Annotated in this window: 21 protein-coding genes; 8 read left to right on the forward strand and 13 right to left on the reverse strand. The window is 39.6% G+C overall.

All coding sequences use genetic code 11. The features are described from left to right. Positions 1-40: 40 nt before the first annotated feature. From truB to B3297_RS07630, 4 genes are read right to left on the reverse strand one after another with little or no spacing between them, the layout of a single operon-like run. Positions 41-763 carry a tRNA pseudouridine(55) synthase TruB gene (truB, locus tag B3297_RS07615; protein WP_070565588.1) on the reverse strand — a complete coding sequence of 241 codons (723 nt, stop codon included), beginning with the start codon at positions 761-763 and terminating at the stop codon, positions 41-43. 9 nt (positions 764-772) lie between these two features. After that, the gene (locus B3297_RS07620) at positions 773-1,567 is read right to left on the reverse strand and encodes an undecaprenyl-diphosphate phosphatase (RefSeq protein ID WP_070565586.1); all 795 of its coding nucleotides are present in this window, start codon (positions 1,565-1,567) and stop codon (positions 773-775) included. A 22-nt stretch (positions 1,568-1,589) separates the two neighbouring features. Continuing rightward, positions 1,590-1,829: a DUF3098 domain-containing protein gene (locus tag B3297_RS07625; RefSeq protein WP_046674488.1), complete on the reverse strand. Its 240-nt coding sequence runs from the start codon at positions 1,827-1,829 to the stop codon at positions 1,590-1,592. A gap of 2 nt (positions 1,830-1,831) precedes the next feature. Beyond that, a complete protein-coding gene (locus B3297_RS07630) occupies positions 1,832-2,710 on the reverse strand; it encodes a cell division protein FtsX (protein WP_046674489.1) in 879 nt (292 codons plus the stop codon). A 217-nt stretch (positions 2,711-2,927) separates the two neighbouring features. Between B3297_RS07630 and leuS the strand changes: the two genes are divergently transcribed. Next, the gene (leuS, locus tag B3297_RS07635) at positions 2,928-5,711 is read left to right on the forward strand and encodes a leucine--tRNA ligase (protein ID WP_286778711.1); all 2,784 of its coding nucleotides are present in this window, start codon (positions 2,928-2,930) and stop codon (positions 5,709-5,711) included. 53 nt (positions 5,712-5,764) lie between these two features. Here the strand turns inward: leuS and B3297_RS07640 are convergent, their stop codons facing one another. Further along, positions 5,765-6,046: a GNAT family N-acetyltransferase gene (locus B3297_RS07640; protein ID WP_070565582.1), complete on the reverse strand. Its 282-nt coding sequence runs from the start codon at positions 6,044-6,046 to the stop codon at positions 5,765-5,767. 403 nt (positions 6,047-6,449) lie between these two features. On the opposite strand from B3297_RS07640, the gene B3297_RS07645 reads away from it, so the two are divergent. After that, the gene (locus tag B3297_RS07645) at positions 6,450-6,875 is read left to right on the forward strand and encodes a cold-shock protein (RefSeq protein WP_070565580.1); all 426 of its coding nucleotides are present in this window, start codon (positions 6,450-6,452) and stop codon (positions 6,873-6,875) included. Between the two features lie 305 nt (positions 6,876-7,180). On the opposite strand, the gene B3297_RS07650 is transcribed toward B3297_RS07645, so the two are convergent. Together B3297_RS07650 and B3297_RS07655 are read right to left on the reverse strand one after the other, a co-directional pair. Then, positions 7,181-8,044, reverse strand: coding sequence for a metallophosphoesterase (locus tag B3297_RS07650; RefSeq protein ID WP_070565579.1), 864 nt, complete (start codon positions 8,042-8,044; stop codon positions 7,181-7,183). Continuing rightward, entirely contained in the window at positions 8,041-8,553 is a 513-nt protein-coding gene (locus B3297_RS07655) for a GNAT family N-acetyltransferase (protein WP_070565577.1), read from the reverse strand. The genes B3297_RS07650 and B3297_RS07655 overlap by 4 nt, the downstream gene beginning before the upstream one ends. A 119-nt stretch (positions 8,554-8,672) precedes the next feature. On the opposite strand from B3297_RS07655, the gene B3297_RS07660 reads away from it, so the two are divergent. Continuing rightward, a complete protein-coding gene (locus B3297_RS07660; protein ID WP_070565575.1) occupies positions 8,673-9,152 on the forward strand; it encodes an SRPBCC family protein in 480 nt (159 codons plus the stop codon). 216 nt (positions 9,153-9,368) lie between these two features. Here the strand turns inward: B3297_RS07660 and B3297_RS07665 are convergent, their stop codons facing one another. The 4 genes from B3297_RS07665 to B3297_RS07680 all read right to left on the reverse strand — a co-directional run bounded on the left by B3297_RS07665 (position 9,369) and on the right by B3297_RS07680 (position 14,260). Then, positions 9,369-9,986, reverse strand: coding sequence for a hypothetical protein (locus B3297_RS07665; protein ID WP_286778712.1), 618 nt, complete (start codon positions 9,984-9,986; stop codon positions 9,369-9,371). A 1,425-nt stretch (positions 9,987-11,411) separates the two neighbouring features. Further along, positions 11,412-11,891, reverse strand: a complete 480-nt coding sequence (locus B3297_RS07670) for an RrF2 family transcriptional regulator (RefSeq protein ID WP_070565571.1) — start codon at positions 11,889-11,891, stop codon at positions 11,412-11,414. A gap of 99 nt (positions 11,892-11,990) precedes the next feature. Beyond that, positions 11,991-13,193 (reverse strand): NO-inducible flavohemoprotein, encoded by a 1,203-nt coding sequence (gene hmpA, locus B3297_RS07675; RefSeq protein WP_286778713.1) that lies wholly within the window; start codon positions 13,191-13,193, stop codon positions 11,991-11,993. A 227-nt stretch (positions 13,194-13,420) separates the two neighbouring features. After that, positions 13,421-14,260 carry a DUF4846 domain-containing protein gene (locus B3297_RS07680; RefSeq protein WP_070565569.1) on the reverse strand — a complete coding sequence of 280 codons (840 nt, stop codon included), beginning with the start codon at positions 14,258-14,260 and terminating at the stop codon, positions 13,421-13,423. 164 nt (positions 14,261-14,424) lie between these two features. On the opposite strand from B3297_RS07680, the gene B3297_RS07685 reads away from it, so the two are divergent. The 3 genes from B3297_RS07685 to B3297_RS07695 all read left to right on the forward strand — a co-directional run bounded on the left by B3297_RS07685 (position 14,425) and on the right by B3297_RS07695 (position 19,921). Next, the gene (locus tag B3297_RS07685) at positions 14,425-17,847 is read left to right on the forward strand and encodes a glycosyltransferase (RefSeq protein ID WP_286778714.1); all 3,423 of its coding nucleotides are present in this window, start codon (positions 14,425-14,427) and stop codon (positions 17,845-17,847) included. A gap of 137 nt (positions 17,848-17,984) precedes the next feature. After that, the gene (locus tag B3297_RS07690; RefSeq protein ID WP_286778715.1) at positions 17,985-19,493 is read left to right on the forward strand and encodes an NAD(P)H-hydrate dehydratase; all 1,509 of its coding nucleotides are present in this window, start codon (positions 17,985-17,987) and stop codon (positions 19,491-19,493) included. Next, positions 19,490-19,921, forward strand: coding sequence for a GNAT family N-acetyltransferase (locus tag B3297_RS07695; protein WP_070565564.1), 432 nt, complete (start codon positions 19,490-19,492; stop codon positions 19,919-19,921). The genes B3297_RS07690 and B3297_RS07695 overlap by 4 nt, the downstream gene beginning before the upstream one ends. Before the next feature lie 41 nt (positions 19,922-19,962). Here B3297_RS07695 and B3297_RS07700 read toward each other — a convergent pair whose 3' ends face one another. Next, positions 19,963-20,553, reverse strand: a complete 591-nt coding sequence (locus tag B3297_RS07700) for a sugar O-acetyltransferase (RefSeq protein ID WP_070565562.1) — start codon at positions 20,551-20,553, stop codon at positions 19,963-19,965. A gap of 338 nt (positions 20,554-20,891) precedes the next feature. On the opposite strand from B3297_RS07700, the gene B3297_RS07705 reads away from it, so the two are divergent. Then, positions 20,892-23,105: a glycosyltransferase family 4 protein gene (locus tag B3297_RS07705; RefSeq protein ID WP_070565698.1), complete on the forward strand. Its 2,214-nt coding sequence runs from the start codon at positions 20,892-20,894 to the stop codon at positions 23,103-23,105. On the opposite strand, the gene B3297_RS07710 is transcribed toward B3297_RS07705, so the two are convergent. Then, the gene (locus tag B3297_RS07710) at positions 23,077-24,561 is read right to left on the reverse strand and encodes a glycoside hydrolase family 130 protein (protein WP_070565560.1); all 1,485 of its coding nucleotides are present in this window, start codon (positions 24,559-24,561) and stop codon (positions 23,077-23,079) included. The genes B3297_RS07705 and B3297_RS07710 overlap by 29 nt on opposite strands. A 126-nt stretch (positions 24,562-24,687) precedes the next feature. Here B3297_RS07710 and B3297_RS07715 point away from each other — a divergent pair, with 126 nt between their 5' ends. Further along, positions 24,688-26,145: an aminoacyl-histidine dipeptidase gene (locus tag B3297_RS07715; RefSeq protein WP_070565558.1), complete on the forward strand. Its 1,458-nt coding sequence runs from the start codon at positions 24,688-24,690 to the stop codon at positions 26,143-26,145. Positions 26,146-26,378 lie beyond the last annotated feature (233 nt).

The raw sequence follows: 26,378 nt of genomic DNA on the forward strand, positions 1-26,378 counted from the left end.
CAAAAATAAGATAAAGAATCAATAAAATGGGACGGTAAAGTTATTTAATGATTTCTTTATGACGTTTTATTTCAGCGATAAGTTGTTCAAGGTTCCAAGCATTTTCTACGCGATAATCTCCACTTTTGGTGCGTCGCAAGGAACTCAGATGTGATCCACTCTGTAAGAATTTTCCAAAATCGTAGGCCAACGATCTGATGTAAGTTCCTTTTGAACAGGATATACGAAAATATACGTTGGGGAGCTCGATTCTTTCAATGATAAAGCTATTGATACGTACCTGGCGGGACTTTATTTCAACCTCCTCGCCACGACGGGCCTTTTCATAGACACGTTCGCCATTAATTTTTATGGCTGAATGGGCGGGGGGAAATTGCTGAATATCGCCTTCAAAGGATTTTGCTGCTTCGAAGATCATGTCCTCCGTGATGTGATCGATTGAAAAGGTTTGGTCAATTTCTGTTTCCAGATCGTAAGAAGGCGTCGTCGCTCCTAAGGTGATCGAACCCGTGTATTCTTTGTCCTCAGCTTGGTAGCTGTCTATTTTTTTTGTTAGTTTTCCAGTGCATACAATGAGTAGCCCCGTTGCCAGTGGATCTAAAGTCCCTGCATGACCGACTTTTAATTTTAATGGCTTGATTGAGTTTCTAACTTTACCAACAACGTCAAAACTTGTCCATGTTAAAGGTTTATCGATCAACAACATTTCTCCTTCAGCAAAGTTGAACTTTGCTGAGTTTTCACTAACCTCTATATTTTCCATCCAAAGATTTTAGATAATTTGTAAACTATGACCCGAAAGTAGGAGGGCAAGAATAATTACACCAACGATGATTCGGTACCAACCAAATGCTTTAAAACCATATTTGGTTAAAAAGCCGATAAAAGACTTAATGGCGACGATTGCAACAACGAAACCAATTAGATTTCCGATAATAAGCAAATTAAGTTCTTCTCCCGTGAAGGTGTTACCTTCTTTAAAGAACTTTAAAAGCTTTACGGCAGAAGCGCCAAACATCATAGGCAAAGCAAGGAAAAAGGAGAATTCCGCAGCAGCTTTACGTGTTAGTTTCTCGGCCATACCACCAATAATTGTGCTTGCAGATCTTGAGGTACCCGGAATTAATGCAAGACATTGGTATACCCCGATCATAAAAGCTTGTTTGTAGGAAACCTTGTCCGAATCTTCAACAGTTGGTTTGTTGAACCACTTGTCAACAAAAAGTAAAACGAGACCGCCGACGACCAACATCACGGCGACCATTAATGGACTCTCCAGTAATGCATCAATATAATCGTTGAATAACAAGCCCAACACAGAGGCGGGGATAGCTGCAATGATCAATTTGTAGTAAAATGATAGTGTTTTAAAGAAACGCTTGTAGTATAACACCAATACGGATAATATCGTTCCTAACTGGATGACAATTGTAAATAATTTGACAAAAGCCGATGGTTGAATACCCATTAGGGCAGTAGCAATGATCATATGACCTGTCGAAGACACAGGCAAAAACTCCGTTAATCCTTCAATGATAGCAAGGATGATAGCTTCAATAATAGACATCTGTTTGAGGTAAGATTACGCTTTAATTTGATTTGTTTTTCGGACGATATAGGATTGCCGCGAATCCGATCGCAAACCCAAGAACAACAACAATAGGGGCCAAGGTGATCTTGGTAAAACTATAAATGTCAGTTTCACCAGACATCAATGTAAAGCCAATGACTACAATAGCTAAGCTCGCTATAAACAGTTGGTAATTTACTTTGGAGAATACAAATGAACCTTTATTGACTGATTCAGTAGATTTCTTTATTTGAGCCATTTTTATCTGTATAAATCGTTAGATTGTGCCTTTAAATATTTTGTTACTGCGAAATAGGTGCTAAGTCCCGAAATGAGAATTCCAATCAGGATTACGCCTAAAAAGATCACTGCAAATTCAAACCAGTTGCGTAAAAAAACCAGTTCCGGTATTTGCTGTTGTGCAAATTTCAGCGTTAGAATGAGCAGTAAAATCGCGATCAAAGATCCCAATAAACCATGAATGATGCCATATGTTATAAATGGTTTACGAATAAAGTTTTTAGTCGCCCCAATCAATTGCATACTTTTAATTAAGAAACGCTGCGAATAGATCGCAAGACGTATCGTATTATTGATTAAAGCTACGGCGATAATCAGTAAGATAACCGCAAAAGCAAGAACAATCATTCCGATGATGCGTACGTTTTTGTTGACCATGTCAATTAATGACTCTTGGTATACAACTTCTTTAATTTTATTGTTTTTGGAAATCTTTTCAATAAAAGTTTTAATGCTATCTGTATTGGCATAATTCTCTTTCATGTAAACATCTAAAGAAGGCAATAGTGGGTTATGCCCCAGATATTGTACGAAATCTTCACCAAGATCTTCTTTCAAGTTTTTTGCAGCCAATTCTTTACTGATATATTCGGTGCGAAGTACGTAAGGATCTTTTTCAAGGTCTTTTTGTAGTGAAAGGACATCACCTTCACTTGTGCCATCATTTACGATGACATTTAAGACGATATTTTCCTTAACGTATTTCGAAAGATTTTTAGCGTGCACCAAGAGTAACCCCAACATACCTGTTACCAGCAACACGAGAGCGATACTGATAACCGTAGATACATATACAGATTTTGTTTTTCTTTTTTGTGTGCTTAATTCGTATTCTGACATAATAAGCAAAAATTTATTTGCGAAAGTAACTATTTGAGTGGAAGATTTCGAATTAATCTTGTAATTACTTTGATAAAATCTATTCGAACGCTGTTTTCTTCCTATGTTTAATTAACTTTTCAATACTATAATTTATTGTTCAAACTACAAAACTTTTATCACATTTCAGTATTAAAATCGTAATTTCGCAAGTCATAAAAATTCCTTACGAATAAAAATGGAGTATAATCACAAATCATTAGAGAAAAAGTGGCAAAAATTTTGGGCGGATCATCAAACGTATAAAACGTCCGATACGCATCAAAAGCCAAAATACTATGTATTGGATATGTTTCCTTATCCTTCCGGAGCGGGGCTGCACGTTGGTCACCCGCTGGGATATATTGCTTCGGACATCTTTTCAAGATATAAACGTTTGAAAGGTTTCAATGTATTGCATCCGATGGGATATGATTCTTTTGGACTTCCTGCAGAGCAATATGCCATTCAAACTGGTCAGCATCCTGCTGTTACGACTGAGGTAAATATCAATCGTTATCGTGAGCAAATGGATAACATTGGGTTCTCTTATGACTGGAGTAGAGAAGTACGTACTTCTGATCCGTCATACTACAAATGGACACAGTGGATTTTTATGAGATTGTTTGATTCTTGGTATAATAAAGAGTCAGATAAAGCTGAACCGATCGAAACATTAATCGCTAGGTTTGTTGCAAGTGGCTCTGCTGGCATTTTAGCAGTTTCCGATGAAGATGTCTTGGAATTCAGCGCTGATGAATGGAAATCTTTTGACGAAGAAAAACAACAACGGGAATTGTTGAAATATCGGATTGCTTATTTGCGTGAAAGTACAGTAAACTGGTGTGCCGCTTTAGGTACAGTGTTAGCGAACGACGAGGTAATCAACGGTGTCTCTGAACGTGGCGGTTATCCTGTGGAGCAAAAGAAGATGATGCAGTGGTCTATGCGTATTACGGCCTATGCGGATCGTTTGTTGAAAGGTTTAGATACAATTGATTGGCCAGAGCCTTTGGTTGAAATGCAACGGAACTGGATCGGGAAATCTGTAGGTGCCTCCGTGAAATTTCCCGTGCCACAATTAAATACAAACATAGAGGTATTCACTACACGTGTAGATACCCTATTTGGCGTTTCGTTTATCGTATTGGCTCCAGAGCATGAATTGGTGGCTGCATTGACTACACCTGAGCAGCAAGCTGAAGTGGATGCCTATATCGAGAAAACGGCGAAAAAATCTGAATTGGATCGTATGGCCGATACGAAAACAGTTTCTGGTGCTTTTACAGGTTCTTATGCTAAACATCCTGTTTCAGGACAAGATGTACAAATTTGGATTGCAGATTATGTACTTGCCGGTTATGGTACAGGTGCTGTAATGGCTGTTCCGAGTGGCGATCAACGTGACTATGTGTTTGCTAAACATTTTGCTCTTCCTATTATTCCTATTTCGGATACCCAACATATTGAAGAAGAAGCTGATCCTAATAAAGACGGGAAATATATCAATTCCGATTTTATCAATGGTATGACTTACCAAGAGGCGGTCCCTGCGTTGATTGCCAAATTGGAAGAATTAAAATTAGGTAAAGCAAAAATAAACTTCCGTATGCGTGACGCTATTTTTGGTCGTCAGCGCTATTGGGGAGAACCCGTTCCCGTCTACTTTAAAAATGGATTACCTTATTTAATTAAAGAAGAAGAATTACCGCTCTTATTGCCCGAAGTTGATAAATATTTACCGACAGAATCAGGAGAACCTCCTTTAGGAAGGGCAAAAGATTGGAAATATGAAGATCAATATGAGTATGAATTGAGTACGATGCCAGGATGGGCGGGCTCTTCATGGTATTGGTTTAGATATATGGATCCAAAAAATGAAGGTAATTTTGCGTCTAAAGAAGCAGTGGATTATTGGAAAGCCGTAGATTTATACATCGGTGGCTCTGAGCATGCTACTGGACACTTGTTATATTCGCGTTTTTGGAACAAGTTTTTGAAAGATTTGGGCTTCCAAAATGAGGAAGAGCCATTCCGCAAATTGATTAATCAGGGCATGATTCAAGGGCGCTCTAATTTTGTGTATCGTGTGTTGGATGAAGAGGGTAGAGGTACAAATCAATTTGTATCCTATGGGTTGAGAAACGAATATAAAACAATTCCATTACATGTCGATGTAAATATAGTCTATAATGATCAGTTGGATTTGGAAAAATTCAAAGCTTTCAGACCTGACTTTGCCAATGCCGAATTTGTGTTGGAAAATGGTAAGTATATCTGCGGCAGCGAAGTGGAGAAAATGTCAAAATCCAAATTCAATGTGGTCAATCCGGACGATATTATCGAATCCTATGGAGCAGATACATTACGACTATATGAAATGTTTTTGGGGCCTTTGGAGCAAGCTAAGCCTTGGAATACAAATGGGATTGAAGGGGTTTATAAGTTTTTACGTAAAGTATGGCGACTGTTCCACGATGCTGAGGGTAGTTTCACTGTTTCCGATGAAGATCCATCCAAAGCAGAGTTTAAGGCCTTACATAAAATTATCAAAAAGGTGGAAGATGATATTGAGCGTTTTTCATTCAATACTTCAGTTTCAGCCTTTATGATCTGCGTCAATGAATTGACCGAGTTGAAATGCAATAAAAGGCAAATATTGGAACAGCTTGTCATTATTCTTCAGCCTTATGCACCACATATTACGGAAGAGTTGTGGGCGCTGTTGGGTAATGAAGCTGGTACACTATCTTACGCTTCATATCCTGTATTTAAACCAGAATATTTAGTTGAATCGGAATTTGCTTATCCGGTGTCTTTCAATGGTAAGATGAAATTTAATCTGTCATTGGCACTTGATTTAGATCAAAAAGTAGTTGAAGATACGATTAAAGCCCATGCTGATGTACAACGGCATTTAGATGGGAAGGCGATCAAAAAGATTATTTTTGTCAAAGGAAAAATAATCAATATCGTCATTTAATCCACTCAATACAGTATAAAAAGCCGTTTTATCGATAGGATAAAACGGCTTTTTTATGCCAATACATCTTGAAAAGCTATTGTTTTATCGAAGATAGCTTTCGCATAGGGACAATTTGGGATAATTTTGGCGTCATTCTTTCGGGCGTAGTCAACAGCCTCCAGTACCAATTTTTTTCCCACACTCATTCCCTGATACTCGTCGTAGACTTCTGTATGATCAATGGAGAACTCATGATCGTTTTGCCAGGTATACTCTAAAATTCCGGCTTCATTATTTTCAACTTCTGCAATAAAATTGCCTCTTTCGTCCCTTTCGATGTTTCTTATTTCCATAGTTTTTTTTAAAAGTAACGTCTAAATGATCTTTTTGTTTTATGGAATTTCTCAATTTTAGTATTGCAATTGGGTTTATCTATTTGCGAAAGGATGCGAGAGTATAGGCTCTTATTCACAGTTGAAGGTTAAACTCACCGCTAGTCAAACTATCGTATGCTCTAGGGGCGTTCACAAAAACATACGCATAAAACTATTACCTATAGATCGAGCTTAAAATCAATAACGATGAACTCACGCTAAGTTGATATCAGCATGAATACAAACGCTTAATAGACATTTTCTGAAGAATTTTTCTTATCTTTGTAAATATCTCCTTAGTATACCTCGCATTTTTATCTTTTCAATGAAGCTCTAAAGGTCCGTAACCTCTTCGGGAACATTTTATTTTAATCCATATTGAATGAGCAAAAGCCAAATTACATTTAACAAAAAAGAACGAGAAAAAAAGAAGCTACTTAAAAAGCAACAAAAAAATGAGAAAAAAGAATTCAACAAAACAAACAATGACAAGGGAAAGTCATTAGAAGAATTGTTTGCCTATGTTGATGAATACGGAAATATCTCAGACAAACCGCCGGTAAAATTGAAAGAAGGTGAAACTCCGACATATAACGCTTCTCCTCAAGAAGACTATTCTTTTGGAAAGGTTGTTCATTATAATACCGAGTCCAATTACGGTTTTATTAGGGACAACGAAACGCAGCAATCAATATATTTCAATGATCGTCTCGTCGGTCAGAAATTAAACCTCAACCAAAAGGTGAAGTTTAAATTCAAAAGTGCAAAACAAGGTGCGCAAGTAACCGAGGTTTTGATTGAATATTAGCACGAAAGAAAACACTTGGCATGTCAGGTGTTGATCATAAGCTCCTTTGTTTGATATCATCGTGGTTGGCGTCAAACAAAGGTTTTTTTATGCTTTAAATTGACGGTTTTTGATTTATGTTCCGTCGAGATATTCCATTGTCGAATTTAAAAAGCTTTGTGCGTCAGCTTTTCATCGTTTCGGATTTTTGGAGTTCAAGCTATGCTGTTTTGGGTAGACAGCAAGGAATAGATCCTTTAGACGATTATAGGCAAACTATTTATACCGCATTTTATCCATACCTTCTTTAAAAGGTTGGATCGAACCTAATGGATTTCATTTTGTGATTCCTTTTTCAAGGTGAAAATTGTAACCTCGGGTCTGGCGTTGAATCTGATAGGAATACTGTGTCCCAGTCCTCGATTGATATATAATATTCTGTTTCCGCTTATTTTTTTTATTCCTTGATCATATTTTTTGTTTCGTACAGGTATGATCGGGGAGCCCCAAAATGGAATTCGTATCTGACCCGCGTGCGTATGTCCTGCCAGAATCCAGCCAGTGTAACCATTCCAGACATTGAGGTCTGCGGCATCTGGATTATGGCATAAGACCAAACTGGCTTGCGATTGGTTATACTCCTTCATAGCTTTGATAGGGTTAAAATTCGTTCCCCAAAGGTCATCTATGCCGAATATTCTTAACCCATGAATTGTTACACTTTCATTTCTCAATACGCTGATGTTATATCCTTTGAGTAGGCTCACGATTGAGTCTGCTGCAGCACTGTCCCTAAAATTCGTTCCATAATCATGATTTCCTAGGATCGCCAATGTCTGAAGTTTGCCTTTTGGTGCAACTTGCATGACTTTATCAAGCTCAGCTAAGGGTATTTTATGATTAACGAGCCGTACAAAATCGCCGGTGTACACAATGATATCCGGTTTTAATGCTGCGATTTCTCGGAAGGTTCTTTTTATAAAATCTTTATCCACATAGTTTCCGATGTGGATGTCAGAAATCTGGACCAATGATTTTCCGTTCAATACCTCGGGTAAATGTTTTATAGGTAGATCGATCTGTTCATATTTTACCCAATGCGGCTCGATTTTCCAGCTATAAAAACCGATCAATGTACCCATAATAAGTAAGTATAGGGTGATATGCTTTAATTTTCGCTTGTTTTTCATCGCGCTAAATTAGCTTTCCATGTTGATTTATTGATTTGCATATTGAGGCTTTTCCAGGTTTCATCTCCAATTGCTACTGTTGAAATAATATTTTCGTTGATCCGGAAGCCTACGGTTTCATAGCACCGAATTGCATTGTAGTTCCAGTCATAAACGTTTAGATCAGCTATATCATAGTTTCCTTCGATGAAAAGTAGTTTTAGCAGTGCATTTATGGTGCTTTTGCCATAGCCTTTATTTCGTTCGGAACTTTTTGCAATCAAAATGCGGCAGAGTCTTGGGATGTCTCGTTCGAAGTTTAATTCACAGTGACCAATAGTTTCTGTGGTTGTTGTATCTGTTATTTTAAAAGCGCGGCGCTTTGGGTTTTGTATATATTGTTCAAGTTGCTGATCGCTAAGAGGAAACGAAAAATAAGGTCCTGCAAATTGCAATAGTTCCTCTGCTGATCCAATCCAGGATTTAAAAAGGGGGAAATCTGATCTTTCGAATGGAAGGAGTGTTATCATGCTTATTGTCTATGTTGCTGTTTGGATAGAATACACTCAATTTATAAAATTCTAATGCTGAATCCTAAAGAAGTTACCGAATTTTACGAAATTCGTGTGAAAATTTTTAAGCGTATATTATGCCGCAGCTTATTTTAGATACAGTTATAGAGGCTCCTTTGCCTGTTGTTTTTGACCTGGCGCGTAGTATTGATTTGCATATGTATTCGACAAAGAAAACAAGGGAGAAAGCGATTGATGGAGTGACGACGGGTTTGATCGAAGCAGGACAAAAGGTTCGGTGGCTCGCAAGACATCTCGGCATTACGCAAACATTGACCGTGCAGATAACGGCGATGGAAAAGCCTCATTTTTTTGAAGATCAAATGACCCAGGGGGTATTTCATACCATGGATCACAAGCACATTTTCAAGCAACTTGAAAATGGAAAAGTAGTCATGCGTGATATATTTAATTTCAAGGCGCCGCTCGGAGTTTTGGGGAGATTTGCAGAATGGCTTTTTTTAACGCGCTATATGCGATGCTTTCTCGAGGAGCGCAATCAAGTGATCAAAGAAGTTGCGGAATCAGGAAAATATGGCTCGTATATTCAAGAGTAGCTTTGTTGGAAAAAGAATAAAGGATTGATAGGCTCAGCTTAGGCGTCCTTAACAACCGTATGAATGTTCTTCGCTAGAAGGTTATAGATTTGTTCGTATCGTGTGTTTAGTGAGAAGGTCATCGATTCGCTGTTGGCTGGATTAAAATCCGATATTGACTTTGAGGTAGCATTGCTTCTTTGTACTTTTTTCGACAGTATCCGTAAAACCTTTTTATTAATGATTTCTTGCTAAAATAACCAAATCCGGTTTTTTCTTCCAAAGCTCTTCCTGTAAAAACTCAAAAGCTCCTTTTTGATTCATGGTAACCTGATGAATTTTTTTGAATTCATTGTAGAAATAGATACGATAGCTGTTAGGTCCCCGGTAATTTCTGATAATTTTTGTTTCAATACGATGGATTTGATGAATAGCGATCCGTTTGTTTCCGATCAACGGAAAGAATAAAATCTCATTTTCACAAAAAAGATAAGGAGCGGCAACGGCAAAAAAGTGCATGAGTCGTCTATTGTACTCCTGGTAGACTGCTATATCATGATCGTTTAGTCGCTGTAGCGCATTGATGAATTTTTGATTTTTAATGTAAGCCATCCAGCACAATATACCGAACGCAAAACCTAAATAAATAAAAAGAACAGATAGGGTAGGGAGTGACTTATAGAAAAACGAGAGCTTATCTTCACTGGCTGACCATTTCGAAAAAAAGGCAAATAAGAAAAAACCGTAACAAAAAGCAAACATAACCAAGAAAATTCCAATAATGACATTACGGGCTTTCTTCATCTTTATCCGTTCTGCTTTTAAGAATGATCTCACTAAGGTGTCTTTATTCATGGTCTTTTTGAAAAATTTAAAGATAATAAAAGCGTTTGTTATGTTCTTTCCGAATTTGATTTTAACGGTCTAGGGTAGTTTTTTTATGATGTATAGCTTTATATAATCCATTTTACTTATTTATTTTAAAGGTTTTTATTCTCATTTTTTTTATGAATTTGCGACCCTTCAACTCCTGAAGTTTTTTACTGGGTCCATAAAGTTCTAGCGCAGATAAGATGTTGTTTGAGTCGTTTTAAGCCCCACTGTGCTCTTCTTTTTTTGTAGAGGTGAATGTGGTGTTTTGCAGAAAGTTGTTATCTTAAATCGATTAAGAGGGGGGTAGAATTGGATAGCATGACTCAGAATGGTGATATAGAAATAGAGTGTCCCGTCGACTGCAAGTCAAGTACTCCTCATGGGTACTTCGGCAGCTGTGTTTTTAAGGTTTACCCATAGTTAGGCGGGAAAGATGTTATTATCCGTTTTAAGCGATTTTGTAAAGATTATATGTATTTGGTTGGTTATGGATAGATATTCTCTTATATCGCATAAAAAGCTTGTTATATCGCGTGTTTGCTTGCGTTCATGAGACGGGGTGCGCAAGTGGGGCTTACGCTGGTCAATTGAACCCTGCTCAGGCGCCCATTTGTTTCGAGGCCTTTTTTGTCTGCGGTTATCATTGACATATGTCTTGTCGCACATGTTATTTTTAGCCTGCATAAATCAAGCGCGAAGATACAACGATATTTACCTGTTTGACTTTTGTGTAAACCGGGGCTGTATGGTTCTTCACATTGTGGCTGTACTTGAGTAAGAAAAAGGTGTGGATAAAATTTTATCCACACCTTTTTTTATTTAAAATAGCCCGTTAATGGTGTTATTTAATGTTATTTTTTTTGTTTATATAAATTACATAATTTATTGTTAATTAGAGTTTATAATGCTATTATTTTTAATAGTATGATTCTTCCAGTAAAAATACGAAAAGATGGTGTTGTAGTCAGAGAATAATCCTCATTTTTTAAATTTAACCCAAAGGAAAGCTATGCAAAGAGGGCAATTATTGCCCAGTGATCGGTTAAATAGATGCCTGATTGCTGCGCTCAATAGGACTGTTTAATTAGGAAATGAGCATTATTTACAACAGGTTATATCGAGGCGGTCGAGCCTCTGCCAGATCGGTTTTCCTATAAGCGTAGTTTCACCCTAAAAGGTCGAATTTAGGGCGATTTTAGGTCTTCTGTGGAAACGAATGTTAAGATGTCTAAAATTCTTTTTTTTACATTTTTATTTTTTTTTTATAAACCTATCTTTCAGGTGTTTATTGTGTGTTATATGGATTTAATATTTATATATTGAAAAATGGAATTTATGCGCACTTCTTTACTTTTTGTAAAGGGGCACAGCTGGAAAATAGCAGGAAGAAGCGGAAGATTTGGCCTATTAATCTGAGGAATTTGTCCTGGTTTTATCGGGTTCGATATGGCTTTTCGTTAATAGGATTTTTCCCTTGATAAGATCATCATTGAATTGGCCGACTGTTGTTTTTTGAAGCATTTCTGAAAGGTTATTGCGTATGCTTTTGAACTCATGATGCAAGGGACAGGGATATTGTTCGGAGCAGAATTCAAGCCCCATGCCGCAGCCGACAAATAGACTTTCACCGTCGATTGCTTTAACGACCTCGGATAGTGGTGTGGACATATCTCCGCTGTCGAGGTAAAACCCCCCGCCAGGTCCCTTCATGGATCGAATGATACCTGCTCGGCTTAGATTCTGTAGTATCTTGCCTAGAAAAGCCTCTGGAGAATGGATACTCTCTGCTATTTCTTTTATGCTCACGCGTTTATTTTCTTGGGAGCTTTGTGCAATAAAAAAAACTGCCCTTAGTCCATATTCACATGTTTTAGAAAAAATACCCATAATCTCTTTTTTGCTTTTTGCAAATGTACAAAATCAAAAATAGCCATCCGCAACGATTAAAAATTAGGGATGACTATTTCATGAAATAGGGCAGTGCAATTAATTTAGTTGCAAAGATGCCGGACCAAATTCTTCAAAATGAATGTTCTCAGCGTTGATGCCCTGATGGGTTAAATATTGGAAGTGCTTTTTGATAAATCCTGCAGGGCCACACAGGTAATAGTTTGCCTCCTGTGGAAGATAAGAAGCATCTATTTTAGCGAGATCAACCCAACCCTCAAGAGCGTCAGTGTCCATACCCTGCGCTTCGTCATAGAAAGAAAAGCTAGTCATGTTTTGATGTTGGCTCTCCAATGTTTTTACTCTTTCTTTAAACGCATGTAGATCAGGGTTGCGGCAACCATGGATCCAAGTGATCGGTTTGTCTTCTTTCTTGTCCGCTAGATGCTCTAACATGGCCATCAATGGGGTCTGACCAACGCCGCCACTGATAAATACATGTGGTTTGTCACTTTCGACCAATTGAAAGGAGCCTGTTGGTGCTGTGAGTTCCAGTTGTTTTCCAACCTCAACGTATTGATGTATATAATTACTCACCATACCCTCAGGTTTTCCTTCCGCGGCTTCTCTTTTTACCGAAATCCGGAGGTATTCGCCGTTACTCGCATCGGAAAGACTATATTGTCTGGGTTGATAAAGGTGTAATTCGGGAAGAAATACACGTACACTTACATACTGGCCTGCCTCGTGTTTTGGAAGTCTTCCTTGATCTGTTGGCTTGAGATAAATAGACTGAATCTCATCGGTCTCGGCTACCACTTTTATAATGGTGAATGGCTTCCAGCCCGTCCATCCGCCGTCGCTCTGGATCATCTGATTATACATATCCTTTTCGACTCCGACCATCAGATCTGCTAGCTGAAAATAGGCAACTTCCCAGGCTTCAATCAGTTCTTCTGTGGCAGCAGCCCCCAATACTTCCTGAATGGACGCCAATAAATGCTTCCCAACAATCTGATAATGCTCCGGACGAATATTGAGGCTACTGTGTTTTTGTCCGATATGTTTCACTGCCGAAAGAAGGACTGCTGGATTCTCAATATGCTCCGCATAGGCTAATACTGCTGTAGCCAAAGCCGTTTGTTGTCGCGCATTTTGTTGGTTTCCCATATTGAAGACATGTTTAAGCTCCGGATTGTGGTCAAACATACGTTTAAAAAAATCACTGGTCAGCGCTACACCATGTTCGTTTAAAACCGGTACAGTACCTTTGATTAACTCTTTTTGTGCTTCAGTAATCATAATAAAATATTTAAATACCTTTTTATCTTTTATTTGATCAGAATAAAAAATGAAAAAATCCACTCGCTGCGAGGAATCTTATAACCTTGATAGGGTTCATTTGCAAATGACTATCGTTTACAAAAATAGAGAATTATAATAAAAGACAAAAATATCTTTTATTATTTTTTACTGCTTGTACGGACAATCATCCGGTCGATTTTAACGGCAGTCTTGTTCACAGTGGACTACTCCCAGGTTTTAAGGTTTTTAGGATAAAATGTCCATTCAGGGGTTTTTATAATATCTTGGTCAATATCGTACCAAGGACTAAGCTTGCTGTTGTTCCAATTGTTTAAAATTTGTATTTCTTGGGCTGGCATGTAGCTTTGTGCGAGTAGTACAATTGTTTTTCCAGTGCTGTCCTTGGCCAGATCAACTACAATGATTGCATGGCCAATAGGAGATCCTTTTTGGATAAAAGTATCTCCAATCTTAACTTCTTGAGTCGTTTTTACACGGGGCAGCTCATCATGTAGTGAAGCCGTATTTGCATAGGCAAAAATATATTCCAAATATTTCCAATAGGTTGGGTAGGCGTAATCTCCTTTTGCGTAGTTTGTAAATGTACGGGGTTTACCGTCTGAAAGGAAGTTGAATTTGATATCCTTGTACCGCTTTTGTTGGTATAAGTAATCTGCCCTGAGTCGCATGACAGCATCCGCGCATTGGTGTAAATCGCGCTTTCCGATGTCCAGCTTTACAACACTGTTGTAGATGTTATTTCTAGGTTTAATTTTTCCATTGTAATAATGTACCTCCCTGTCGATGGGGTACAATGGAAGATTTTCAAGGAAATTTCCAAATTCTTCAGTCCGGTAGTTTGCTCTTTTAAAGCCTTCCGGCAATAAAATGCGTGATTTGACCGTCATCCCAGCGGGGTTAATAAACTGGCTTCCGTCCGTTCTCGCTAGATCCGCAGCGACCGAGTCGAGCACTTGGGCTTTTGGTGAAGCCACATTCGGTTGTCCACAGCCAATGAAAACCTGACACGAGAGGAGTGGAATGAGTACATGTATGGATCTCATATAAAATTTTCTGAACTAGTGTATTGCGTTTATCGAATATACTTAAATCTAGATATAATTCGAAACATAAATCATTTGAGAAAATTAAGAAATTTTTAAGCTACTCATCCGCTTTTTGGATCATTTTCTGATGTAGCTTAGCCGAAGTTAAAAAGAATACGATTATGTCAGGAAAACAGATTTTTCAGACGTCAAGCAAAAAGCGCTGGTACGCTTTTTCATGGATGAGCAGCGCATTGGTAATAGGTTTGATCATTGGTGTGATATGTGTGGTTTATACATTGGGAAAGATTCAGATTCCTCCTTTTCCAACAATTAATACCAACACAGCATTGACCGAAAAGTCCACCGCCAGATTAAAAAAATCCAAACAATTCAAGGAGTTTACCATTGTAAAATCCGAATTGGAGAAGATTAAACGTGACCGTGAGCTGAAGCATTTGAAACATATTGGTACCAAAGACAGGATCAATATGGGCTTTTATGTCAGTTCTTGGTCTAATGAAGTTCGTGAACAGTCTTTATCTGATTTACGCCGAAATATAGGTCATTTGGATATGGTCGCCATGGAGTCCTTTTTTACGGTACCTAATCAAGATACCGTGGTCGATAAAGCAGATACTGCTGCGCTTAAGGTGATCCATCAATATAAGCGTAAAGCAATTGCGCAGATTTCCAATTTCAGTGGTAACGATTTTGATGGGCAGACTGTAAAGGCTATTTTGCTTAATCCGGATAAACAACAACGTTTTATAGACGACATCCTTCTTAAAGTGAAGCGTAATGGTTTTGCAGGCATAAATATCGACTTTGAGAATTTACAGTTGGATGACCACCAGCCATTAAACGATTTTATGGCGCATATCTATACCGTATTTCATACGGAGGGCCTGCTTGTCACGCAAGATATCTCGCCTGAAAATGATGATTACGATCCCATTTCCTTACAAAAATATAACGATTATATTATTTTGATGGCTTATGATCAGCATTCCATTGAAAGTAATGCTGGGGCCATTTCACATCAGGCATGGGTTGAAAAGAACCTGGATGAACTTTGCAATAAGATCGATGCAGACAAAGTGATTTTGGCTTTGGCATGTTATGGATATGACTGGCCGAAAGATCGGGTGGGCAAAACGTTGACGTATGATAACGCCGTTATCTTGGCGCATAATTACAATGCTAAGATTACTTTTGATCCCCAATCTTCCAATCTCAACTTCAGCTATACAGATGGTGCGGGGATGCGCCATGATGTCTATTTCACCGATGCCGCAACTTATTTCAATCTCATCCGCAAAGCCGATGACTGGGGCCTTGCAGGCATTGCTCTTTGGCGTTTGGGAAGTGAAGACGCTCGTTTATGGTCGTTTATTTCCAGATCATTGAATCAAGAAAATTTGAAAAAAGAGCCTTTTGACTTTCGGAAAATAAGTCAGATCAATGTGGGAGGGATTCAATATATTGGCGATGGGGAAATTTTGGATTTGGTCAATAGCCCGGCTCCTGGGGAAGTTAAATTTACTTACGATCCATCGACGCTAATGATTCAGGACCAAGTGTATGTAAAAACACCGAGTAATTACGTTATTAAGCGCTTTGGAGAAAGAGACAAGACGGTGGTGCTCACATTCGATGATGGGCCTGATCCGACATATACGCCACAAGTATTGGACATCTTAAAAAAAGAACGTGTTCCGGGAGCTTTCTTTCTTGTGGGTGTGATGGCTGAGAAAAATATGGATCTGGTCCGTCGCGAATACCAGGAGGGACATGAAATCGGTAACCATACTTTTTTTCACCCCGATATGTCCACAATAGGGCCAAATCGTGTTAAGTTCGAGTTGAACGCCACCCGAAAGATCATTGAATGTATAACCGGTCATAGTACAATTCTTTTCAGAGCTCCTTTTAATGCGGATGCCGAACCACAGACGGTGGCCGAAATTCTGCCCGTGGCCCAGAGCCGTAAAGAGAACTATATCAATATTGGCGAATACATCGATCCCAACGATTGGTTACCTGGCCGTACAGCAGATGAAGTCTATAATGAAGTCATCAAACGACGCGATAACGGGAATATTATCCTATTACATGATGCTGGAGGCAATCGAGAAGCGACCATAGCCGCCTTGCCACGTATTATTCATTATTTTAAATCGCATGGATATAAATTTGCAACGATTGGTGATTTAATGGGCAAAAAACGAGATGAATTGATGCCACCTGTTGAAAATGCTTCCGATTCGGGATTTAGTGGATCTTCCAACCGCTTGTTCTTAGGAACATTGTTTTATGGTAACATCTTTTTGAATCTGGTTTTTTCCATTGCCATTGTATTGGCAATTTTTAGAACAGCAATGATTGCTTATTTGGCAATCCGGCAAAAACAAAAAAGTAAAAAAGAGCAATCTCAATTGGTTGTGGATCGTCGGGAGAAGGTAAGTGTGATCATTCCGGCCTATAATGAGGAAATAACCGTGTTGGCAACTATAAAAAGCCTGTTGAATTTGGATTACCCCAATTATGAGTTGATTTTCGTTGATGATGGATCGAAAGATAAAACTTTTGAGATGGTCAGTAAGGTGTATGGCGATCATCCTAAAGTCAGGTTATTTACAAAACCAAACGGAGGGAAAGCATCTGCGCTTAACTATGGTATCGAGCAATCCGATGCTCAGTTTGTGCTCTGTATCGATGCCGATACTCAACTGAAGACAGATGCGCTAAAGCAGTTGATGAAATATTTTAACAAATCTCAAGTCGCTGCTGTCGCAGGAAGTGTTAAAGTAGGAAATGTCCATAATATATTGACACATTGGCAATCGATCGAGTATATTACTTCACAGAATATGGATAGGAGAGCTTTCGATTTGCTCAACATGATATCGGTCGTACCAGGGGCAATTGGCGCCTTTCGTAGATCTGTTATTTTGGAAGTGGGTGGATTTACAAAGGATACATTAGCGGAAGATTGTGATTTAACCATGCGTATATTAAGAGCGGGTTATACCGTGCGAAATTCATCTGAAGCAATCGCTTATACGGAAGCACCAGATACGGTAAAAATGCTCTTCAAGCAGCGTTTCCGTTGGAGCTTTGGTGTGTTGCAGAGTTTTTGGAAAAATAAACAAACCCTGTTAAATCCCAAATATGGCTATTTTGGTATGGTCGGAATGCCTAATATTCTGATTTTTCAGATTATACTTCCTTTATTTGCGCCCTTGGCCGATATTTTTATGTTATTCTCTCTGGTGAGCGGTCTTTTCTCCCTAAGCGAGGTAAATGGTATCAGCTGGACAGGAATTGCAGGATTATTTTCACTGCATAATGGTTTTGGTCAAGTGATGTTTTATTACTTCCTTTTTGTATTCGTGGATATGTTCTTTGCAGGCATTGCCTTTAAAATGGAAGGCGAGAAGCTTAGCAATTTAATTTATTTGTTTCCGCAGCGTTTTTTCTGGCGTCAACTGATGTATTTCGTTTTATTCAAGTCTGTCAGAAAAGCGATTAAAGGTGAATTAAATACTTGGGGTACCTTGAAACGGACAGGCGGGGTGAAAGAGGTAACAACAAGTGCATAGAAATTGTGACTTACACGAGTTAGGCGGTAGCATCCTTCTTGGTATCCTACTTTAGGATTGCTATCGCCTACCAAAAAGTATACAGAGATTTTTAATTGAGCTTGAGAATAGGTACTTTCAATAAAAATAGAAACGACATGAAGATACTTTCCGCTCAGCAGATAAACGGGATTGATAGTGAAACCTTAAAGGATCAGAAAATTAGTAGTCTTGACCTGATGGAACGAGCTGCAACAGTTGTTTTTGAGGAAATTAAAAAGCTTCATTCACGATTGGAGCAAAGTACCTTTTATATTTTTTGTGGTAAGGGAAACAACGGCGGCGATGGTTTGGTGCTGGCGGGTCTGTTGGATCAACAACAGGCCCAAGTCAAGGTTTATTTAGTGGATGTTAAGGATTACTCCGTAGATAATCTTACCAATCAAAAGCGTTTACCCAATCATATGATTCAAAAAATTGCAGCGGAAGACCAGATTGATATTCCTTCCGATGCAATCGTACTGGATTGCTTGTTTGGATATGGATTAAAGCGGGCACTGACAGCTGACTGGAATGGTATAATTTCCAGTATAAATGGATGTGGTGCAACAATCTATTCGATCGATATGCCTTCTGGGCTGCTGGCTGATGAAAAGACAGCTAAAGATGTTCCCATTGTAAAGGCAGATATGGTATATACCTTTCAGTTTCCAAAGATAGCCTTGCTAATACCCGAAAACCAATGGTATGTAAAAGACTTCAAGGTATTGGATATCGGTCTTAGCCAACGTGCAATTGAATTGGCAGAAACCAATCTGTTTTATGTCGACGAGTCCTTCCTTAGGTCCTTTTATCGACAACGAAGGAGATTTGATTATAAGGGAACATTTGGTCATACCCTGATTATTGGCGGAAGTAAAGGTAAAATGGGGGCTGTTCAGCTTGCGCTAAAAGCGGCTCTTCGAGCGGGTTGCGGTTTAGCCTCAGCTTATGTACCTAACTGCGGTAATACTATTTTACAGACTGCCGTGCCCGAAGCGATGGTGATGACTGATCTCCAACAAGATTTCATTAGTCAATTCCCCTTATTGACAGGTTATCAGTCAGTGGGTATCGGAATCGGGATGGGAACAGCATCCCATACAATTGATGCGTTAAAGGTATTTATAACTCAGGTTAATGATACCCCTTTGGTATTAGATGCTGATGCTTTAAATATTCTTGCCCGCGAACCAGATCTTTGGGCCTCTGTTCCAGCGCACAGTATATTAACACCCCATCCCAAAGAACTTAGCCGGATATTGGGTGCTTGGCAAGATGATTTCGAAAAGATTGAGAAAGTGAAAGCTTTTGCGCGTAAACATCAGTTGTACCTGTTAATAAAAGGGGCAAATAGTGCAATGGTTATGCCTGATGGGCTCGTTTACTTCAATAGTACAGGCAACGTGGGCATGGCAACAGGAGGCAGTGGCGATATACTGACAGGGATTATTACCTCCTTGCTTGGACAGGGCTATTCTTCTAAAGAAGCTTTAATTATGGGGGTATATATCCATGGGCGCGCGGCAGATATTGCAGTTAAGACGATTGGTGCCTATTCCTTATTACCTTCGGATACCATTAATCATCTTTCCGACGCATTTATCTCATTAGAAAAAGGATTATGATAGATTGGTACATTGAACAAGTTTTTGCCGCCCGGACCTGGAAACTTCGAAAAGAGGTTTTCGCTCTGGAAGGTAAGTTGGCCGAGGTGATGTTGGAGGGCGATTTTGAAGCGACGCATTTTGCCGCCTACGACGGAAACGAAGTAGTAGGCGTGCTGAGCCTGATTAGTTCAGGTGATACTTATACAATCCATTTCCTCGCTGTTGCTCCACATGTAAGACTGAAAGGTGTAGGCACAGCATTATTGAAACATGCGCGACTATTTATCGATACGTTCGGTGGTAAAATGCTCCAAGCCGAAGCGCCCTCTGCACAGCAGCATTTTTGGGAAAGTAATGGTTTTGTTCCTATAAAACAAAAGGAGGAGCTCATGATCACGTATTCATTACCGCCAACCAATGATCTCATGCCCGACAATGAGCCATGAGGTAGGTTATGGCTGCACACCGGTGCTGCTCCTTGTGATCCTTACGGATTTTCAGCATAGGTGATCCGATCCGCTTCGGTAATGTTACGTATAACCCGGCACGGATTACCTGCAGCTACGACGTCTGCTGGAATATCTTTTGTGACGACTGATCCAGAACCAATGACCGAATTTTTTCCGATTCGCACGCCGGGATTGACGACAACCTGTCCACCGATCCATACATTATCTTCGATTACGATAGGCAACGCAAACTCCCAACCTTGATTTCTTGCTTCAAAATGGAGGGGATGGCCGGCTGTGAAGAGGCTTACATTAGGACCAAATAATACATTATCACCTATGGTAACTGGTGCACCGTCTAATATTGTACAATTATAATTGCTGTAAAAGTTCTCACCAATAGCAATATTGTAACCATAATCGCAACGAAAAGGAGGTTCGAGAAAGAATCGAGTTCCCGTCGATTTAAAAAGTTTTTGAATAATCTGTTTTCTGAATTTCAGGTGTTTAGGCTCCGAATCGTTAAACCGTTTAAGTTCTTCTTTTGCGTATTGTCTTTCCTTAAATAATTGCCCCTCCGAATCGATATAGGGAAGGCCGGCAATCATTTTTTCCTTTGCTGATTTCATTCAATGCCCATTTTTCCGCAACAAACTTAGATAAATTGATTTTTAAATGCAATAGCAATCTACGCCTTGTGAATCTGGGTTATTGAGTTTTTTTTGCATAATCAATGGCCCTTGTTTTCAACTAAGCATAACCAATGGATACCCTGTTTCCATCAAATGGGCTGCGTTGCAGCGCCAAGTTTTGTAACAGGAGCTTATCTACACAAGGTGGTTTAGCACCTTCTTCCGATTTAATTCATTGCAGTTGTGACAAACAATTTTCCTTCGAAAAGCATTTAGATAATGGACACACGTATGCTACTGCCTTCGTCGTAGCTGTATTCAAAATTATTATTTCAATGAAGATCGCTTATATAAGTACTTACTTGCCCAAAGAATGTGGCATCGCCACTTTTACATCGGATTTGTTGCATGCTGTTGCGTTGCATAATCAGGAATTAACACAGCACGTTTATGCTGTCGCTGACCGGGACTATGATTATCCCAGTGAAGTTGTCTTTAAAATAGACCAGTATGATCAATTGTCCTATATTGAAGCAGCCAACTATATTAATGAACATGGCTATGACTGTGTGATATTGGAGCATGAATATGGCATCTTCGGTGGTAATAGTGGAATATATATCTTATCGTTGGTTAACGCATTGCATATTCCATTGTTAGTTAATTTTCATACCATTCTTGAGAAGCCGAATGTTGATGAAAAGGCTATTCTCATTGAAATTGTAAAAAGGGCTTCGATTGTAATCGTCATGAGTAATTATGCGGTTACTTTACTCAAATCCATTTATAGGGTCAATACCACGAAAGTTAGACTGATACACCATGGTGTGCCCGAGTTTACCTTGGAACATGAGCTTGCAAAGCTTAAAAAAGGTCTTTCTGGCAAGAAAGTGTTATTGACATTTGGTTTCCTGGGACGCAACAAGGGCATCGAAATGGTGATTGAATCCTTGCCTGAAGTCGTTAAAGATGAACCAGATCTGTTGTACCTGGTCGTTGGCAAAACACACCCTAATGTGTTGGCGCATTCGGGAGAGGAGTATCGGGAGTATCTAGGCAGTCTCGTGGAAGCTTATCAGTTGCAGGAGCACGTCCAATTTGTTAATTCCTTTGTGAGCCAGGCCGATCTGGTAGAGTATCTTTGTGCCTGTGACGTTTATGTCACCCCTTATGTTAATGAGGCGCAGATTACGAGTGGAACGTTATCTTACGCCATTGGTGCCGGAGCTGCGGTGGTCTCTACGCCTTACTGGCACGCCAAGGAACTGCTGGCTGATGGAAGGGGGGTATTGGTCGAATTTAAAAATTCAGCCAAGATGGCTGAAGCGCTTAAAAACTTGTTTTCAAATTTGGATTATCGTACCACCTTGCGGGACAATGCCAGTGCATTTGGAAAGGAGCTCACCTGGAAAAATATTGGCCTCCGGTATACACGGATTTTAAATAAAATCATACCTACCTACGACGGCCTTAAAGAAAACGCAGGATTTAGTAAAGATGAGATGCCTAAATTCAGCTGGAAGCATATCGATAGGTTGACCAATCAGGTGGGTATCTTACAGCACGCAACTTATTCTTTGCCCAATTATAAAGAAGGCTACTGTCTCGACGATAATGCGAGGGCACTTTTACTTGCTTTATTAGCCCAGGATGATTTTGCTGATAAGAAATTAGACCGCCGTATTTCCACCTACCTGAGTTATATTTATTATCATCAGCGCGAAGACGGTCTTTTTCATAATTTTATGGATTTCCAGCATAATTTCTTGGATGAAGTCGGTTCGGAGGATTCCTTTGGACGAACGATATGGGCCTTGGGGGTGCTTCTTCGTAAAACTAAATTAACCAGTTATTATCAATTGGGACACGAGTTATTTTTTAGAGCTGTGCCGAATTTCGGTCAGTTGCGCTCCAATCGGGCGATAGCGTATACTGTGCTGGGAATTGCCGAATATTTACATCATCAATCCAATGACGAGGTCATGATAGAGCTGATGCGGACGCTTATCGGCAAACTTGTGCGGGAATACGAAGCGAGTTCAGATGAACACTGGCAATGGTTTGAATCCGTATTGGCGTATGATAATGCAATATTACCTTATGCGTTTTTGACAGCATATCCTTTTTTAAATGATGAGACAATAAAACAATTGGGGCTAACGACATTAAAGTTTCTCGAAAGCATTACGATCCAAAATGGTGCGCTTTCGTTGGTTGGAAACCAGGAATGGGCCAAGCAGGGCAAGCATGTCAGCAAGTTTGGTCAGCAGCCGCTCGATGTTACAGCCATGGTATTTATGTATCGCGAAGCTTTTCGACTGACGAATAAAAAGGTTTATTTTACCCGAATGATAGCCTCATTCCGCTGGTTCTTGGGCGAGAATGATCTTAGACTCGGACTCTACGATGAGGAAACCAAAGGTTGCTGTGATGGACTGGAGGCTTATGGCATCAATAGAAACCAAGGGGCTGAAAGCACCCTCTGTTTCTATTTGGCCTATATTGTGGTTTCTCGTGCCTTTAATGATAGCGATCAGGATTCAAGATAGCCAGCAATAAGTCTTCAAGCTTGATGGTGGCATAAGTCGACTCATAATCAGACATTGCATACGGTAAAATGAGGTGTTCATTGTGGACCAGGGCACCGCAGGAATAAATGACGTTTGGTACATAGCCTTCCCGTTCTTCATCGTTTGGGGTCATCAATGGGCTATGTAGTCGTCCAATTTCAACATGGGGGTTGTCCAGGTCCAGAAGGGAGGCCCCCAAAACATACTCGCGCATCGGGCCCACGGCATGGGTCAGGATTAGCCAGCCATATTGAGTTTCAATCGGTGAGCCACAATTGCCGATCTGGACAAATTCGTAGGGATATTCAGGTTCTTGAATGCGGATTGCCGTTTCCTGCCATATGTTGATATTGTTGGAGTAAGCAATATAATTGTTTTCACCGTCAATTCGACAGAGCATGGCGTAGCGCCCATTTATTTTTCTTGGAAATAGTGCCGCACCTTTATTGGCAATTTCACCATAGATGGGTTTCACCTTAAAATGATAAAAATCTTTTGTGGTGAGCAGTTTAGGAAGGATACTAAATCCGTCGTAGGCTGTGTAGGTAGCATAATAGATGCTCTCATTCTTCTCAGTTTTGAACTGGACAAAACGGGCGTCTTCTATCCCTCTTTTTTCTGTGTCGGCGAGCGGAAATATCACGCGTTCCGAAATGGAAGTGTCCAATGAAAAAGTCATTTCATAATGCGAGGAAGCGAGCCAGAGCGCCTGTTGTAAAAATGTCACATTTTCAAGATTTTCTTCACTCTCCCGCCGCACTTCATCGATGTACCGCTTAAGTTCCTCATACGTAAATGTCTCCGTTAGCTTTTCCTCGAGTTTGGACTTAACTTCCGTTGGTTCCGCATGTAGCTCATTCATCTTCTTTAAGAAGGACTCCTTGTGATACCGGTGGTTTTTAACTTGCATGGGTTTATCCAATAGATTACCGATATAGTCGATATGGATATTATTGTCGACATCCAAGGTGCCCGAGCGAAAAACGATCGAAGAGACATGACCTTCTCCGGTGGCCCTGAAGCTTAAAATAACCCGTTTTTCACCTTTGAATAATTCGGTCTGATCCGGATGTTCGATAATGGAGGGATTAAATAACGCTGCCGATTCAATGGAATATTCCATGGTAAAGTAAGAGCCGATCAGCAACTTGTCGATATGACTTAGCTTCTCCTTTGAAAATGGAATCTTCTCCAAAAGGTGGCTTACCCGGTCAAAATTTCGTTCAAAGATATGGGCAATGCTACGATGTCTTTTCGTATAGCTTCGTAAAACCTGTCCAAAGACTTCTTTCCGTTCCGACTCATTAAGGGATAAAATGCGCCTGATAATTTTTATTGTACGGTCATCGCCAAGGAAAAAAAAACGTGCGAGAACTCTTTTCTTATCCGGTTTAAAGTAAATATCCTTTCGTTCAACTTGTACTGGTTTATGCATAATTTTATGTTCATGTTTACACATTTATTAGAACGATCAGCGATTGTCTTTTGTTTTATTCCCCGGCAATAATCAACGGATATCTGATAAAAATCGAGTAACTTTGACCAAGGAAAAATTTAAGATATGATTGAAAATAGTTTAGAACCAAAAGCAATTTGGAAAAATTTCGTTGCATTGAATGCGGTCCCCAGAGCTTCAAAAAAAGAAGAGCGCGTGATTGCCTTTATGGTAGACTTTGGTAAATCCTTGGGTTTAGAAACAAGCGTTGATGAGATTGGTAACGTGCTCATTAAAAAATCCGCTACTCCGGGAATGGAGAATCGCAAAACGATTGTTTTGCAGTCGCATTTAGATATGGTGCACCAAAAAAATAACGATACTGTTTTTGACTTCGATAATGAAGGTATTAAGATGTACGTTGATGGCGATTGGGTAAAAGCAGAAGGTACCACTTTAGGGGCAGATAATGGTCTTGGTGTTGCGACAATCATGTCGATTCTGGAATCATCCAGTATTGTACACCCTGCTATTGAAGCTTTGTTTACCATTGATGAAGAAACAGGTATGACAGGAGCTTTAGGTTTAAAAGGCGGTGTACTTTCGGGCGAAATCTTGCTCAATTTGGATACAGAGAATGATACTGAAATTGATATTGGCTGTGCCGGCGGGATTGATGTGACGGCAACGCAGTCCTATAGCGCAGAACCTTGTCCTTTTGATACGTTATCTTTTGAAATTACCGTAAAAGGACTACATGGCGGGCACTCTGGAATGGATATTCATAAAGGTTTTGCCAATGCCAATAAGGTAATGAATCGCCTGCTCTATAGAGGCTATGAACATTTTGGATTGCGTATTGCGTCGTTATTGGGTGGAAGCCTCCGCAACGCCATCCCGAGAGAAAGCGTTGCCAAAGTGGTGGTGGTTAAGGATAAAGCAACTGACTTTGTTCAGCAGCTAACACAATTGGCTCAGGATATTAAATTGGAATTTGCAACGACAGAACCAGCTATGGAAATTGTGGTGAAGCAAACTGATGCTGCTTATGCTACAGTCGTTCCCGTAAACGTGCAGGAAAACTTGATCAACAGCGTTTATGCGGCCTTAAATGGTGTATATCGTGTGAGTGCCGATTTTGAAGACTTGGTAGAAACCTCCAATAATATTGCCAAAGTAGAAGTAGGCGGGGAAAAGGTTTCCATCAAATGTCTAACCAGATCTTCTGTTGAAACTTCTAAATTTGATTTAGCCCAATCGTTACAGGCAGCATTTGAACTGGGCGGTTTTAAGGTAGATTTTTCGGGCAATTATCCCGGATGGGCTCCTAATCCGAATTCTGAAATTTTAGAAGTCCTCAAATCCATTTATACGAGACAACATGGCGAAGTTCCGGAAGTCGTGGCGTGCCATGCCGGATTGGAATGCGGTATCTTGGGGACAAACTATCCGGCAATGGATATGATTTCTTTTGGACCAACAATCTTAGGTGCACATTCGCCTGCAGAGCGTGTCTCCATTTCTTCGGTGCAGAAATTTTGGAGTTTTGTGCTTGATATTCTCAAAGAGATCCCCAAAAAATAAGTCGCAACAGCAGACGGTTGCATTATTTCTGAACGACAGGCCATGAAATCAAAGTCATCGGCGAGTAAACAAAAACGGGTATGGCTTGAGCTATACCCGTTTTTGTTTGTATCATTTTTTCATTTTTCTTGCAAAAAATGAAAAATATCCTTACTTTCAGGATGAAAAAATGATTTAATAGACCAAATTTTATACAAGCTCTCAAATTGAGGGAAAACCTAATCGTGATATGA

This window comes from Sphingobacterium sp. UBA3519 (assembly GCF_002377215.1).
Classification (GTDB): domain Bacteria; phylum Bacteroidota; class Bacteroidia; order Sphingobacteriales; family Sphingobacteriaceae; genus Sphingobacterium; species Sphingobacterium multivorum.